Raw genomic sequence first — 13,320 nt, forward strand, 5'->3', positions numbered from 1 at the left:
GTGCGTTGCGGATCACCCGGCCGCGGCGGCAGGCGCGGGGCAATCCGCCGATTCTAACGGGGCGGCCTTCGGCGCGCGAACGGATGGCCGGGCGAAGACAAAACGTTCATTTTCACGCCGAAGTAACGCGAGTGAGCCGCTATCCTTGCCGCCTTGCCTCTATGAAGGCATCGAAATGGACAGGAGTGAGTTCGTGCCCACATGGCTTGTCACCGGCGGCGCCGGTTTCATCGGCGGCAATTTCGTACTGGAGGCCGTGCGTCGCGGCGTCCGTGTGATCAATCTCGATGCCCTGACCTATGCAGGCAACCTGCAGACGCTGGCGTCGATCGAATCGAACCCGGACCACGTGTTCGTGCATGGCGACATCGGGGATCGCGATCTGGTCGCGGGGCTGCTGGCCGAGCATCAGCCCGATGCGGTGCTGAACTTCGCCGCGGAAAGTCACGTCGACCGTTCCATCGACGGCCCGGCGGCGTTCATCGAAACCAACGTCGTCGGCACGCTCGGTCTGCTCGAGTCGGCGCGCGACTACTGGAAGGCCTTGCCTGACGGCCGTCGCGAGGCGTTCCGTTTCCTGCATGTCTCGACCGACGAGGTCTACGGCACGCTGGGGGAGACCGGCAAGTTCTCCGAAACCACGCCCTACGCGCCGAACTCGCCGTACTCGGCGTCGAAGGCCGCGTCCGATCATCTGGTGCGTGCGTTCCACCACACCTACGGGCTGCCGGTGCTGACCACCAACTGCTCGAACAACTACGGGCCGTACCACTTCCCGGAGAAGCTCGTCCCGCTGGTGATCGCCAAGGCGCTGGCCGGCGAGCCGCTGCCGGTCTACGGCGATGGCAAGCAGGTCCGCGACTGGCTGTTCGTCACCGACCACTGCGCCGCGATCCGCACGGTGCTCGAGAAAGGCCGCGTCGGCGAAACCTACAATGTGGGTGGCGACTCCGAGCGTCAGAACATCGAGGTGGTCGAGACGATCTGCCGCCTGCTCGACGCACGCCGACCGCGCGAGGATGGCCAGTCGCGCGCGACGCAGATCACCTACGTCACCGATCGTCCCGGCCACGATCGCCGCTACGCAATCGACGCATCCAAGCTGCAAGGCGAACTCGGCTGGAAGCCCGCTCACACCTTCGAGAGCGGCATCGAAGCCACGGTGGACTGGTACCTCGACAACCAGCCCTGGGTACAGCGCATCCTCGACGGCAGTTACCGTCTGGAACGCATGGGGGCGCAGGCATGACCGCGCGCAAGGGCATCATTCTTGCCGGGGGCTCCGGCACACGGCTGTATCCGATCACCAAGGGCGTCAGCAAGCAGCTGCTGCCGGTGTACGACAAGCCGATGATCTATTACCCGCTCAGCGTGCTGATGCTGGCCGGCATCCGCGAAGTGCTGATCATCAACACGCCGCACGAGCAGGTGTTGTTCCAGGCCCTGCTCGGCGACGGGTCGCAGTGGGGCATGGATATCCAGTACGCCGTGCAGCCGAGTCCGGATGGTCTGGCGCAGGCGTATCTGATCGGCCGCGATTTCGTCGGCGGCAAGCCGAGCTGCCTGGTGCTGGGCGACAACATCTTCCATGGACAAGGATTGACCGGGACACTTCGACGGGCCGATGCGCGTACGGACGGGGCGACGGTGTTCGGCTATTGGGTCAACGATCCAGAGCGCTATGGCGTAGCCGCGTTCGATGCCAGTGGCAAAGTCGTCGACATTGCAGAAAAGCCCGAAGCGCCCCGGTCGAATTACGCGGTCACCGGCCTGTACTTCTACGACGGACGCGCCAGCGATTACGCCGCCAGACTCAAGCCTTCGCCACGTGGCGAGCTCGAGATCACCGATCTCAATCGCATGTATCTGGAAGATGACGCGCTCTTCCTCGAGCAGTTGGGTCGCGGCTACGCATGGCTGGATACGGGAACGCATCAGTCATTACACGAAGCGGCCAACTTCATCGAAACGATCCAGTCGCGCCAGGGGCTCCAGGTGTGCTGTCCTGAAGAGATCGCTTATGGCGCTGGCTGGATTGACGGAGAACAGCTGGAACGACTCGCGACTCCGCTTTCGAAGAACGGCTACGGGCGCTATCTGCTGGATCTGCTCAAGCGTGGGGTGACTCGATGAAGATTGTCGAAACCCGGCTGGCAGGATGCGTGATCATTGAGCCCGCCGTGTTCGGTGACCCGAGGGGATTTTTTTTCGAATCCTGGAATGCGGAGCGCTTCGGTCAGGCCGGCCTACCGACCCATTTCGTCCAAAGCAATGTCTCCCATTCGACGAAGAATGTCCTCAGAGGCCTGCACTACCAGTGGCCGCGCCCACAAGGAAAGCTGGTCAGCGTTCTTCAGGGTGAAGTGTTCGATGTCGCAGTCGATCTTCGTCGCGGCTCGTCGACGTTCGGAAGATGGGACGCCGCGGTGCTGAGCGCGAGCAACAAAAGGCAGATCTGGATCCCCGAGGGTTTTGCCCACGGTTTCGCGGTGCTGTCGGACGACGCTGTCTTCAGCTATCTCTGCACGGACGTGTACGTGAAAGAGGCGGACGCAGGTATACGGTGGAACGATCCCGCGATCGGGATCGAATGGCCAGCCCTGTCCCCGTTGTTGTCCGATAAGGACGAGCAGGCACCCCTCCTTTCGCAGGTCGATCCGGATCGGCTGCCGATTTTCACCGCATGACCTCGTTGGTTTTCGGTGCGAACGGGCAGGTGGGGCAGGAACTGCTGCGTGCGCTCGCGCCGCTGGGCAATCTGCTTGCTTCGACGCGGACCGGCTTGCTCCCCGACGGCAGCACGTGCCTGACCGCGGACTTCTCGGATCCGGAATCGGTCGTCGCGTTGCTCGACGCGACGCGGCCGACACGCGTGATCAATGCCGCCGCGTACACCGCGGTCGACAAGGCCGAGAGCGAGGCCGCGGCGGCGCACGCCGCCAACGCAGCGGCCCCTGGCGCGATCGCACACTGGTGCGCCGCGCACGCTGTACCGCTGGTGCATTACTCCACCGACTACGTGTTCGATGGCAGCGGCACGCGTCCGTATCGCCCCGATGACGCCACGGCACCGCTCGGCGTCTACGGCGCGAGCAAGCTCGCGGGCGAAGAGGCGATCCGTGCCACGGGGGGGCGCCATCTGATCTTCCGCACCGCGTGGGTCTATGCCGCGCACGGCCAGAACTTTCTGCGCACGATGCTGCGCGTCGGCGCCGAGCGAGACGTGCTGCGTGTGGTCGCCGACCAGATCGGTACGCCGACGCCTGCAGCGTTGATCGCCGACGTCACCGCGCGGGTTCTTGGCGACGACAATGCGGCCTCCGGCACCTGGCATCTGACGGCTGCGGGTGAAACCAGCTGGCACGGATTTGCGCAGGCGATCTTCGACGGCGCAGTCGAGCGCGGCCTGATCGCACGCGCGCCTACGGTCGAAGCGATCACCACGGCCGACTATCCGACGCCGGCCAGGCGTCCTGCCTACTCCCGCCTGGACACCGGCACGCTCGAGGACGATTTTGGAATCACGTTGCCGGACTGGCGGACAGCGCTGGGCGGCGTGTTGGACGAAATGTGCCAGAGGCAGATGCAGCAGGGCTGAGAGAACACGCTCCGCCACTGCACCAAGGTCCAAGGCCGCGTACACGCGCAGCCGGTAGAATCGAAGGCCGTTGCGCCATGAGGATCGAAATGAGCGAGCAGAGTTCCGCCGCGGGTCGACGCGGCAAGCAGTACCCCGATGCCGCGACGGCATTGGCTGACATCGTGGCCGATGGCCAGACCTTCGCGGTCGGCGGCTTCGGCCTGTGCGGCATTCCCGAAGCGCTGATCGCCGCACTACGCGATTCGGGCGTCAAGGACATCACCGCGATCTCCAACAATGCGGGCGTCGACGGCTTCGGCCTCGGCCAGCTGCTGGAGACCCGGCAGATCCGCAAGATGATTTCGTCGTATGTGGGCGAGAACAAGGAGTTCGAGCGCCAGTACCTCGGCGGCGAGCTGGAGCTTGAATTCAACCCGCAGGGCACGCTGGCCGAGCGCCTGCGCGCCGGTGGTGCCGGCATCCCGGCGTTCTTCACCGCGACCGGCTACGGCACGATCGTCGCCGAGGGCAAGGAAACACGCGAGTTCGACGGCAAGCATTACGTGCTGGAAACCGCGCTGGTCGCCGACGTCGCGCTGGTCAAGGCGTGGAAGGCCGACACGGCCGGCAATCTCGTGTTCCGCAAGACCGCGCGCAACTTCAATCCGGCCTGCGCGATGGCCGGCAAGGTCTGCGTGGTCGAGGTCGAGGAGCTGGTGGAGATCGGTGCGATCGATCCCGACCAGGTGCACCTGCCGGGGATCTACGTGGACCGCATCGTTGTCAACACGACGCCCGAGAAGCGCATCGAACAGCGCACCGTGCGAGGAGCGAAGTAATGGCCTGGACCCGTGACGAAATGGCCGCGCGCGCTGCGCGCGAGTTGACCGATGGCGCCTACGTGAACTTGGGTATCGGCCTGCCCACGCTGGTGGCGAACCACATCCCCGATGGCGTCGACGTGTGGCTGCAGAGCGAGAACGGCCTGCTCGGCATAGGCCCGTTCCCGGCCGAAGACGAGGTCGATGCCGACCTCATCAACGCTGGCAAGCAGACCGTCACCGCACGCAAGGGCGCGAGCTACTTCGGCAGCCACGACTCGTTCGCGATGATTCGCGGCGGGCACATCGATCTGGCGATTCTGGGCGCGATGCAGGTCACCGGCAGCGGCGATCTCGCGAACTGGATGGTGCCCGGCAAGATGGTCAAGGGCATGGGCGGCGCGATGGATCTCGTCGCTGGCGTCAAGCGCGTCGTCGTGCTGATGGAGCACGTCGCGAAGGACGGCAGCCACAAGATCCTGCCCGAGTGCACGCTGCCGCTGACAGGCGTGGGTGTGGTCGACCGGATCATCACGGATCTCGCGGTGTTCGATGTGACCGCCGATGGGCTCGTGCTGGTCGAAGCGGCAGACGGCGTGGATGCGGAAGAGTTGAAGACGAAGACCGGCGTCGCATTCGCGAACGCGAACTGAGTTTATCTTGAAGCGTGAGGTTGGCCGCGGGCACATTCCGGGGCCGCCTCATCCGCGTCCACCTGTTGGTCGCGTCGGCGCGATTCCATCTGGGCTCCGCGAAGACAGTAGCGAGATCGAGGAGTCCCGGTGGTCAGCGCCGGGGCGCGGACCGCGACCGAGACTACAGGATCCAGGGTCGAGGAACAGCGATCTCTTGATCGCTAAGACGACTGAATTTCGCCAAAAATCGACTGCGGCTGATGTTCGTGAGCTGCCGCGCAGCACGTGCGGCATGCTGCTGGGATGTCCCTGTCCATGTTCGACATCGCTGATCTGCCCGACACCGATGTGCAGCTTGCCCCTCGCTGGATGCCCGCGGTCGAAGCGGATGCGCTGTTCGAAGCGTTGCGCGCGGATGTTCCTTGGGCTCGCCATCGTCTGCGCATCTTCGGGCGCGAGGTCGAGGCGCCGCGGCTCAGTTGCTGGATCGGCGATCCAGACGCGATGTATCGCTACTCGGGCGCACGGTTTACGCCTGAGCCCTGGCCTGCTGCGTTGGTGCCGGTGCGCGATGCGGTCTCCGCGGCTGCGGGCGTCCGCTTCAACAGCGTGCTCGCCAACCTGTATCGCGATGGACAGGACGCGATGGGCTGGCACAGCGACGACGAGCGCGAGCTGGGATCCGAGCCGGTGATCGTGTCGTTGAGCCTGGGCGCGACGCGGCGGTTCGTGCTGAAGGGGCGCGTGGCGGACGCGGATGGACGATTCGCGCGGCATGTGCTGGAACTCCCGCACGGCAGCTTGCTGGTGATGCGCGGCGAGACGCAGGCGCGGTTTCGGCACGCGTTACCGAGGACCGCGCGGCCGGTCGGGCCGCGGATCAATCTGACGTTCCGCAAGATTCTGTGTTGAAGCGCGCTCTCGCGGAGTGATCCGCGAATCAGGCGAAGCGCTTGAGGCGACGTGATCGTGTCGCAGAGCGCACCTCAATTGGCGCGCCGTCAGCGACCCGGCAGTAAAAGGCTCAGCGCCGCGGCGCAGTTACCGGCGGCCTGCGATCGTGCGTAACTTCGTGTGCATTGCCCGATTCGAGGATCCAGCCGACCATCTCGCCGCTGATGCTCTGCAGGGCGACCGAGAACGCATCGACGACCTGCGCGACTTCGGTACTGGAAGCCGACTGCGCCGCGATGAACGTGCGCGAGCCGACGACGGTCTGGTCGATGTTGTGGATCAGTTTGACGTTGGCCTCGATCGTCGCCGCCGGCAGTGCATTGCCGTTGTAGTCGGCCTCGAAGCGGCGCAGGTCGATGACTAGCTTGTAGTCGGCGGTGATGCCGGCGCCCTGGCGCGCGACGGCCGGGATGTTGCCCGAGTCTTCCATGGTGCGCAGCACGGTGTCCTGCAGCATGTCGGTCGGCGTCTTCGCCCAGCTGGCGCCGCGGTAGACCTGCAGCTCGGCGGGCGTCGGGCGCACGGCGATGCGGAAGCTGTCGATCATGCGCGCGGCGGTCGGCGGGCTCAGCGTCAGCTGCCATTCGGCGCGCGGCCATGCGGGATTGGCCTCGACGCGTGGGTCGGGCGCGTAGATCGTCGAGCGGTCACGATCGCCGCCACCGCCGCCCAGCAGCGAGCTGCAGCCGGCGAGCAGGGTGCCGAGCACGAGTGCGACGGCGAAGCGGAGCAGAGTGCGTTGCGCGGAGGTCGTGAGCGTGATCATTCGGGTTCGAATTCCTTCGGCGCGTCGCGGCCGAGCAGGTAACGCGCGGGATTGGCGTCGAGACGGTCGCTGATGCGGCGCAGGTCGCGGACCAGCGAACGCAGTTCGCCCAGGGTCGGGCCGAGCTGCGACAGACCATCGTTGGCGAAGCTGCTGATCGCCGCGCGGTTCTCGTTGAGGATGGTGTCGGCGCCGCCGGCGGCCGAGTCCATGCGTGCCAGCGTGCTTTCGAGGTTCGCCACCAGGCCGGGCAGCTTTTGCACCAGCTCGCGATCGAAGCTGCTCATCGCCCGGTTGGTCGTGGTCAGCGTCTGCTCCAGCTGTTCGCTGGACCTGCGCGCGTTGACGATGATCGCGGCGAGGTCTTCGCGCTGCCCGGCGACCGAGCCGGTCATGCCTTCGATGTTCTCCAGCGTGTTGGAGATGCGTGCGACGTTCTCTTCGCTGAGCACGCGGTCAAGGCGTTCGACGAGGCGGTTCGCGGTGTCGGAGATGTTCTGCAGCGCCGAGGCTTCGGTCTGGATGATCGGTACGCGGTCGCTGTCTTCCGACACCAGCATCGGCGCTTCGGGCGAGCCACCGGTCAGCTGGATGATCGGCGAGCCGGTCAGGCTGGTCATCGACATGCGCGCGCGGGTATCGGTCTTCACCGGTGCATTGGCCTGCACGCGCAGACGCGCGATGACCTGGCGCGGGTCCTGCGGCGCGAGCTGCAGGTTGTCGACCGTGCCGACGGCGATGCCGTTGTACTGCACGCTGCTGCCTTCGGTCAGGCCGGTCACCGGCTCGCGGAAGACGACGTCGAACTCGTTCCAGCTGCGGTCGGACGAATACTTCGCCGCCCAAAGCGCGAAGCCGAGCAGCGCGATCGACGCGATGAGCGTGAACGCGCCGATGAGGACGTAGTTGGCTCTGGTTTCCATCAGTGGGCTCCCGGGGCGTTGGCCCTGGCATCGCGTGCGGCACGGCCGCGCGGGCCGTGGAAATAATCCTGGATCCAGGGATGGTCGATCTGTTCGATCTCCGCCACCGGCGCCACCGCGATCACCTGTTTGTCGGCCAGGACCGCGATGCGGTCACAGATAGCGTACAGAGTGTCGAGGTCGTGTGTGATCAGGAACACAGTCAGTCCCAGCGCTTCCTGCAGCGTGCGGATCAGACGGTCGAACGCGGCCGCGCCGATCGGATCGAGGCCGGCCGTGGGCTCGTCGAGAAACAGCAACGGCGGGTCGAGCGCCAGCGCCCGCGCGAGACCCGCACGCTTGCGCATGCCGCCCGACAGTTCCGCCGGCAGCTTGTCGAGCGCGTTGGCCGGCAGGCCGGACAGCTTGACCTTCAGCAGCGCCAGCTCGTAACGCAGTGAATCGCGCAGGTCGGGATGGTGTTCCTTCAGCGGCACCTGCACGTTCTCGCCCACGGTCAGCGACGAGAACAGCGCGCCATCCTGGAACAGCACGCCGGTGTTGCGTTCGATGTGCCGGCGTTCTTCGATATCGCGCGACAGCGCATCGGCGCCCAGCACCTCGATGGTGCCGGCCTGCGGCGGACGCAGGCCGAGGATGCTGCGCATCAGCACCGACTTGCCGGTGCCCGAGCCGCCGACCACGCCGAGAATCTCGCCGCGACGCACGTCGAGGTCGAGATTGTCGTGCACGGTCTGCGCGCCGAACTGGTTGACCAGGCCACGTACTCGGATCGCGATCTCGTCGCCGAGGTCGTCCTGCGCATGCGGGTCGCGGGTGGGCGAGTCGGACATCGTCACCATCCCACGTGCATGAACCAGATCGCCGCGAACGCGTCGAACACGATCACCAGCGAGATCGTCTGCACCACGCTCGACGTCGTGCGCTCGCCGACCGACTGCGCCGTGCCCTTGACCTGCAGGCCTTCCAGACAGCCGATCAGGCCGATCACCATCGCGAAGATCGGCGCCTTGGACATGCCGACGAAGAAATGCCGGACGTTCATGGTTTCGTACATCCGCGCCATGTACGCCTGCGGCGGAATATCGAGACTGAAAGCGCCGACGGTCAGGCCACCGATCAGGCCGGCGATCATCGCGACGAAGGTCAGCAGCGGCAGCATCACCATCAGCGCGACCACGCGCGGAATCACCAGCAGATCCACCGGGTCGAGTCCGAGCGTGCGGATCGCGTCCACTTCCTCGCGGCTCACCATCGCGCCGATCTGCGCGGTGAATGCGCTGGCGGTGCGACCGGCGAGCAGGATCGCGGTCAGCAGCACACCGAACTCGCGCAGGAACGCGATCGACACCAGTTCGACGACGAAGATCGTCGCGCCGAATTCGGACAGCACGGTCGAGCCGAGGAAGGCGATCACCGCGCCGACCAGGAACGACAGCAGCGCGACCAGTGGCACTGCGTCCAGGCCGACCTGTTCCATGTGGTGCACGGTCGAAGTCAGGCGGAAGCGTCGTGGCGAGACCAGCAGGCGACCGAGTTTGAGCAGGGTTTCGCCGAGAAAGCTGACCAGCGCGACGACCTCGCGCCAGTTGTCGTGCATCGTCTCGCCGAAACGGGCGAGCGCGGCGTAGACACCGTAATCGCGTTTCTTCTTCGGCCGGTCGTCGGCGACGTCCTCGATCGCCTCGACCAGTGCGTGGTGATCGTCGCGAAAGCGGAAGGTCGAGAAATCCAGGCCGCGTTTTTCGGCGAAACGCAGCAGCTGCAGCACGCCCACCGAGTCCAGTCGATCGACGCCGGTGGCGTCCACTTCACCCGCCGGTGCCTCGTTCGCGCGCAGCACCGTCTCGATGTCGCCGGCATAGGCGAGCGTCCAGTGTCCGCGCAGCCGCAGCGACCCACCGTCACCGGAATCGGCGCTGGGCGTGGCGTGTCGAGGGACGGTCATGCAGGCATCGGTCGGTCGAGGTGCAAACGCCGGTGAGCATACCGAAATCAGGTGTGAGGCCGCGCATCACGGCGCCGCGACCTACCGGGCGCCCGGCGCGACGTGCGATCCTGTGTCGATGTCCGGTGCCACTCCGCTCACCACCGCCAGCTACGCCACGCGCATCGCCTTCGTGGTCGAGCTGGCCGAGCATCTGCATGCCTACGGCACCACCGCGCAGCGCCTCGAAGGCGCGGTGATCGCGGTGACCCAGCAGCTCGGCATCGATTGCGAGCCGTGGGTGAACCCGACCGGCATGGTGCTGTCCTTCAGCGATCCGCTGCGGCCGCCGGGCGACAGCGACACCACGCGCGTCATCCGCATGTCGCCGGGCGACGTGAACCTCTACAAGCTGTGCGAGACGGACCGCATCGCCGAGCAGGTCATGGCCGGCGAGATGGACCTGGCCGAAGGCTACGCCGCCCTGCGCGCGCTCGACGCACGCGAACCGCGCGCCTGGGGCAAGGCGGCGCAGGTGATGGGTTTCGCAATGGTGGCGATGGGTGTCGCCGGCCTGTGGCGGCTGCCCTGGGCCGACATCGCGACGGCAGGCACCATCGGCCTGCTGATCGGCCTGCTCGACATGGTCACGCGCAACGGCACCCGGCTCAAAGAAGCGCATGAAGCGCTGGCCGGCATGCTCGCCGGCGTGGTCGCGATCCTGGTGTCGGCCTTCGTCGCCCCGCTGAATCTCAATACTGTGGTCATCGCCTCGCTGATCGTGATGCTGCCGGGTATGGCGTTGACCAATGCGATCAACGAACTGACCAGCCAGCATCTGGTATCTGGCACCGCGCGCTTCGCCGGTGCGATCACGACGGTGCTCAAGCTCACCATCGGCACGATCATCGCGCTCACCCTGATGCAGATGCTCGGCGTCACCCCGAACGTGCGCGCGCTGCGGCCGCAGCCCGACTGGGTGGAATGGGCGGCGCTGGCGACCGCGGCTGGTGCGTTCGCGATCCTGTTCCGCGCCGGACGCCGCGACGTGCTGCTGGTCATGGCCGCCGCCGCGTCGGGGTATCTCGTCTCGCGCTGGGTCGGCGCCGCGCTCGGGCCGAACATCGGTCTGTTCGTCGCCGCGCTGGTGACCACCGCTGCCGGCAACGGCTACGCGCGATGGGCCAATCGTCCGGGCGCGGTGATCCGGGTCCCGGGTCTGATCATGCTCGTGCCCGGCAGCAACAGCCTGCGCGGGCTGATGAATCTGGTGCAGCAGCAGGACATGGCCGCCGGCCAGGAAGCAGCGCTGGTGGTGATGAACATCGTGCTGGCGCTGATCGCCGGCCTGCTGTTCGGCAACGTGCTGCTGCCGGCGCGCAAGAACCTCTGAGCCGCATACGAAAACGCCCTCCGTCGGAGGGCGTTCTCGAACGTCACTGCGCGGCGCGAACCGCCAGGCTCACTTCTGGATCAGGAACTCTTCCAGCTTGCGGCCCTTCTTGGTGTGCGCGGCCAGCCACAGCGGCTGCTTGCCACGACCGGTCCAGGTCTCGGCCTTGTTCGCCGGATTGCGGTACTTCGGCGCCACCTTGCCGAGCTTGCGACCCTTTGTCGCGCTCTTGCGCGCCGCAGGCGCGGCCGCGGTCGATGCCGCGCGCGGTGCGCTGCCACCGAACAGCTCGGCAATGCTGTAACCCTCGGCCGCGGCCAGGTCGGTCAGCTTCTTGCGCACGGCCGTCAGCGGCTTGCGCTTCTTGAGCGTCGTCTTGCGCTCCTTGGCCTGGGTGATCAGCGCGTCGAGCTGCTGGGGAGAAAATGCATTGAGGTCAAACGCCATTCGAGTCGGCTCCGGCTGATTATTGGGAATACCAGTCCATTGGCATGGGAGGCATCTTAATCCTGTTTATCCCGGGCCGACAAACACCATGCGCACGGCGGCGCGGCCCGCTCGTGCAGGCCGCGTGAACTTTCGGGATTATCCGGCGGTAAATACCGCTGGTTTCGCCGCGGAAACCCTCAGCCGCGCAGGCGTGAAAACAGCGCCTCGCGATCGAGATTCTCCGATTCGCTGGCACTGCGTGCGCGATATTCGAATGCGCCCGATTCCAGTCCGCGTGCCGACACCACCACGCGATGCGGGATGCCGATCAGTTCGATGTCGCCGAACATCATGCCCGGGCGCAGGCCTCGGTCGTCGAGTACGGTCTCGAAACCGGCGGCGCCGAGTTCGCGGTACAGCGCGTCCGCGGCCTCGGCCACGTGCGCCTCGTTCTTCGGGTTGATCACGCACACCGCGACCTGCCACGGCGCCATCGCGACCGGCCACAGGATGCCGTTGGCGTCGTGGTTCTGTTCGATCGCCGCTGCGACGATGCGCGACACGCCGATGCCGTAGCAGCCCATGAAGGGCACGCTCGCCTTGCCGTTCGCGTCGAGCACCTTGAAGTTCATCGCCTCGGCGTACTTGCGGCCGAGCTGGAACACGTGGCCGACCTCGATGCCACGCGCGACCTTCAGTTCGCCGCCGTCTTCGGCGCGATCGCCGGCGACGACGTCACGGATGTCGGCGACCACATCGGCCTCGGGCAGATCGCGGCCCCAGTTGACGCCGGCGATGTGGAAGCCGGTGGCATTGGCGCCGACGACGAAATCGGCCAGTGCGGCGACTTCCAGATCGGCGACGACGCGGATCGGCTTGACCGCACCGATCGGCCCGAGGAAGCCTGGCGCAGCGCCCAGATGCGCGGCGATTTCCGCTTCGCTCGCCATGCGGTAATCGGCCAGGCCGTCGACCTTGGCGAGCTTGATCGCATTGACCGCGTGGTCGCCGCGCACCAGCGCGAGCACGAAGGTCTCGCCGGCCATCAGCGCGATCGACTTCGCGGTACGGGCGAGCGGAATGTCGAGCAGGGCGGCGACGTCCTCGCAGGTCTTCTGCGTCGGCGTGTCGACCTTGCGCAGGTCTTCCGATGCCGCCGGACGCGGCGCGGGTGCAGCGGCGCGCGCGGCTTCGACGTTCGCCGCGTATTCCGAGCCGGTCGAGAACACCAGCGCGTCCTCGCCCGAATCGGCGATGACGTGGAATTCCTGCGAGGCGTCACCGCCGATCGCGCCCGAATCGGCCTGCACCGAGCGGAACTCGAGGCCGAGGCGGGTGAAGATGCGCGTGTACGCCGTATGCATGGTCTGGTACGAAGCGGCCATACCGGCCTCGTCGATGTCGAACGAGTACGCGTCCTTCATCAGGAATTCGCGCGCGCGCATCACGCCGAAACGCGGGCGGATCTCGTCGCGGAACTTGGTCTGGATCTGGTAGAAGTTCACCGGGAGCTGCTTGTAGCTGGCCAGTTCGCTGCGTGCGAAATCGGTGATGACTTCCTCGTGCGTCGGGCCGAAGCAGTACCAGCTCTCCTTGCGGTCCTGCATCTTCAGCAGCTGGCCGCCGAACTTCTCCCAGCGGCCGGTTTCTTCCCACAGCTCGCGCGGCTGTACGGCCGGCATCAGCAGTTCGATCGCACCGGCCGCGTTCATTTCCTCGCGCACGATGCCTTCGACCTTGCGCAGCACGCGCAGGCCCAGCGGCGACCACGTGTAGAGACCGGCGCCCAGCTTGCGCAGCATGCCGGCCTTGAGCATCAGCTTGTGGCTGGTGACCTCGGCATCGGCGGGCGTTTCTTTCTCGGTGCGGAGATGGAACTGCGACAGGCGCAT

The 13,320-nt window shown here is 66.2% G+C and carries 14 protein-coding genes; 8 read left to right on the top strand and 6 right to left on the bottom strand.

Annotation, left to right across the window (positions count from 1 at the left end):
• Positions 1-193: 193 nt before the first annotated feature.
• From rfbB to LU699_RS12020, 7 genes are all read left to right on the top strand, one after another.
• On the top strand, positions 194-1,249 hold the full coding sequence (gene rfbB / locus LU699_RS11990; protein ID WP_232137932.1) for a dTDP-glucose 4,6-dehydratase: 1,056 nt from the start codon (positions 194-196) through the stop codon (positions 1,247-1,249).
• Positions 1,246-2,133 carry a glucose-1-phosphate thymidylyltransferase RfbA gene (rfbA, locus tag LU699_RS11995; RefSeq protein WP_232137930.1) on the top strand — a complete coding sequence of 296 codons (888 nt, stop codon included), beginning with the start codon at positions 1,246-1,248 and terminating at the stop codon, positions 2,131-2,133. The genes rfbB and rfbA overlap by 4 nt, the downstream gene beginning before the upstream one ends.
• Positions 2,130-2,687, top strand: coding sequence for a dTDP-4-dehydrorhamnose 3,5-epimerase (rfbC, locus tag LU699_RS12000; RefSeq protein ID WP_232137928.1), 558 nt, complete (start codon positions 2,130-2,132; stop codon positions 2,685-2,687). Before rfbA ends, rfbC begins: the two co-directional genes overlap by 4 nt.
• The gene (gene rfbD / locus LU699_RS12005; RefSeq protein ID WP_232137926.1) at positions 2,684-3,598 is read left to right on the top strand and encodes a dTDP-4-dehydrorhamnose reductase; all 915 of its coding nucleotides are present in this window, start codon (positions 2,684-2,686) and stop codon (positions 3,596-3,598) included. Before rfbC ends, rfbD begins: the two co-directional genes overlap by 4 nt.
• Positions 3,599-3,675: 77 nt before the next feature.
• Positions 3,676-4,419, top strand: a complete 744-nt coding sequence (locus LU699_RS12010) for a CoA transferase subunit A (protein WP_425491146.1) — start codon at positions 3,676-3,678, stop codon at positions 4,417-4,419.
• Positions 4,419-5,054, top strand: coding sequence for a CoA transferase subunit B (locus tag LU699_RS12015; protein ID WP_232137922.1), 636 nt, complete (start codon positions 4,419-4,421; stop codon positions 5,052-5,054). The genes LU699_RS12010 and LU699_RS12015 overlap by 1 nt, the downstream gene beginning before the upstream one ends.
• A gap of 297 nt (positions 5,055-5,351) precedes the next feature.
• Positions 5,352-5,948 carry an alpha-ketoglutarate-dependent dioxygenase AlkB family protein gene (locus LU699_RS12020; protein ID WP_232137921.1) on the top strand — a complete coding sequence of 199 codons (597 nt, stop codon included), beginning with the start codon at positions 5,352-5,354 and terminating at the stop codon, positions 5,946-5,948.
• 112 nt (positions 5,949-6,060) lie between these two features.
• Here LU699_RS12020 and LU699_RS12025 read toward each other — a convergent pair whose 3' ends face one another.
• Genes LU699_RS12025 through LU699_RS12040 form a run of 4 tightly spaced genes read right to left on the bottom strand, consistent with a single transcriptional unit; the run spans position 6,061 to position 9,627 of the window.
• The gene (locus LU699_RS12025) at positions 6,061-6,756 is read right to left on the bottom strand and encodes an ABC-type transport auxiliary lipoprotein family protein (RefSeq protein WP_232137919.1); all 696 of its coding nucleotides are present in this window, start codon (positions 6,754-6,756) and stop codon (positions 6,061-6,063) included.
• Complete coding sequence (locus tag LU699_RS12030) at positions 6,753-7,679, bottom strand: MlaD family protein (protein WP_232137917.1); 927 nt, start codon at positions 7,677-7,679, stop codon at positions 6,753-6,755. Before LU699_RS12030 ends, LU699_RS12025 begins: the two co-directional genes overlap by 4 nt.
• Positions 7,679-8,512: an ABC transporter ATP-binding protein gene (locus LU699_RS12035; RefSeq protein ID WP_425491144.1), complete on the bottom strand. Its 834-nt coding sequence runs from the start codon at positions 8,510-8,512 to the stop codon at positions 7,679-7,681. Before LU699_RS12035 ends, LU699_RS12030 begins: the two co-directional genes overlap by 1 nt.
• Before the next feature lie 2 nt (positions 8,513-8,514).
• Positions 8,515-9,627, bottom strand: coding sequence for an ABC transporter permease (locus LU699_RS12040; RefSeq protein WP_232137914.1), 1,113 nt, complete (start codon positions 9,625-9,627; stop codon positions 8,515-8,517).
• Positions 9,628-9,745: 118 nt separating this feature from the next.
• On the opposite strand from LU699_RS12040, the gene LU699_RS12045 reads away from it, so the two are divergent.
• The gene (locus LU699_RS12045) at positions 9,746-10,999 is read left to right on the top strand and encodes a threonine/serine exporter family protein (RefSeq protein ID WP_232137913.1); all 1,254 of its coding nucleotides are present in this window, start codon (positions 9,746-9,748) and stop codon (positions 10,997-10,999) included.
• Positions 11,000-11,068: 69 nt separating this feature from the next.
• Here LU699_RS12045 and LU699_RS12050 read toward each other — a convergent pair whose 3' ends face one another.
• Together LU699_RS12050 and LU699_RS12055 are read right to left on the bottom strand one after the other, a co-directional pair.
• Positions 11,069-11,446: an H-NS histone family protein gene (locus tag LU699_RS12050; RefSeq protein ID WP_232137912.1), complete on the bottom strand. Its 378-nt coding sequence runs from the start codon at positions 11,444-11,446 to the stop codon at positions 11,069-11,071.
• A 179-nt stretch (positions 11,447-11,625) separates the two neighbouring features.
• Positions 11,626-13,320 carry a proline--tRNA ligase gene (locus tag LU699_RS12055; RefSeq protein ID WP_232137911.1) on the bottom strand — a complete coding sequence of 565 codons (1,695 nt, stop codon included), beginning with the start codon at positions 13,318-13,320 and terminating at the stop codon, positions 11,626-11,628.

It is taken from the genome of Luteimonas fraxinea (assembly GCF_021233355.1).
In the GTDB taxonomy this organism is placed as follows: domain Bacteria; phylum Pseudomonadota; class Gammaproteobacteria; order Xanthomonadales; family Xanthomonadaceae; genus Luteimonas; species Luteimonas fraxinea.

What these genes read in the sequence shown, in the direction of transcription:
- LU699_RS12055 (WP_232137911.1), bottom strand. Translation starts at nt 13,320, where the DNA reads ATGCGCCTGTCGCAGTTCCATCTCCGCACCGAGAAAGAAACGCCCGCC.
- LU699_RS12050 (WP_232137912.1), bottom strand. Translation starts at nt 11,446, where the DNA reads ATGGCGTTTGACCTCAATGCATTTTCTCCCCAGCAGCTCGACGCGCTG.
- LU699_RS12025 (WP_232137919.1), bottom strand. Translation starts at nt 6,756, where the DNA reads ATGATCACGCTCACGACCTCCGCGCAACGCACTCTGCTCCGCTTCGCC.
- LU699_RS12030 (WP_232137917.1), bottom strand. Translation starts at nt 7,679, where the DNA reads ATGGAAACCAGAGCCAACTACGTCCTCATCGGCGCGTTCACGCTCATC.
- rfbC (WP_232137928.1), top strand. Translation starts at nt 2,130, where the DNA reads ATGAAGATTGTCGAAACCCGGCTGGCAGGATGCGTGATCATTGAGCCC.
- LU699_RS12040 (WP_232137914.1), bottom strand. Translation starts at nt 9,627, where the DNA reads ATGACCGTCCCTCGACACGCCACGCCCAGCGCCGATTCCGGTGACGGT.
- LU699_RS12045 (WP_232137913.1), top strand. Translation starts at nt 9,746, where the DNA reads ATGTCCGGTGCCACTCCGCTCACCACCGCCAGCTACGCCACGCGCATC.
- LU699_RS12020 (WP_232137921.1), top strand. Translation starts at nt 5,352, where the DNA reads ATGTTCGACATCGCTGATCTGCCCGACACCGATGTGCAGCTTGCCCCT.
- rfbD (WP_232137926.1), top strand. Translation starts at nt 2,684, where the DNA reads ATGACCTCGTTGGTTTTCGGTGCGAACGGGCAGGTGGGGCAGGAACTG.
- rfbA (WP_232137930.1), top strand. Translation starts at nt 1,246, where the DNA reads ATGACCGCGCGCAAGGGCATCATTCTTGCCGGGGGCTCCGGCACACGG.
- LU699_RS12010 (WP_425491146.1), top strand. Translation starts at nt 3,676, where the DNA reads ATGAGGATCGAAATGAGCGAGCAGAGTTCCGCCGCGGGTCGACGCGGC.
- LU699_RS12035 (WP_425491144.1), bottom strand. Translation starts at nt 8,512, where the DNA reads ATGTCCGACTCGCCCACCCGCGACCCGCATGCGCAGGACGACCTCGGC.
- LU699_RS12015 (WP_232137922.1), top strand. Translation starts at nt 4,419, where the DNA reads ATGGCCTGGACCCGTGACGAAATGGCCGCGCGCGCTGCGCGCGAGTTG.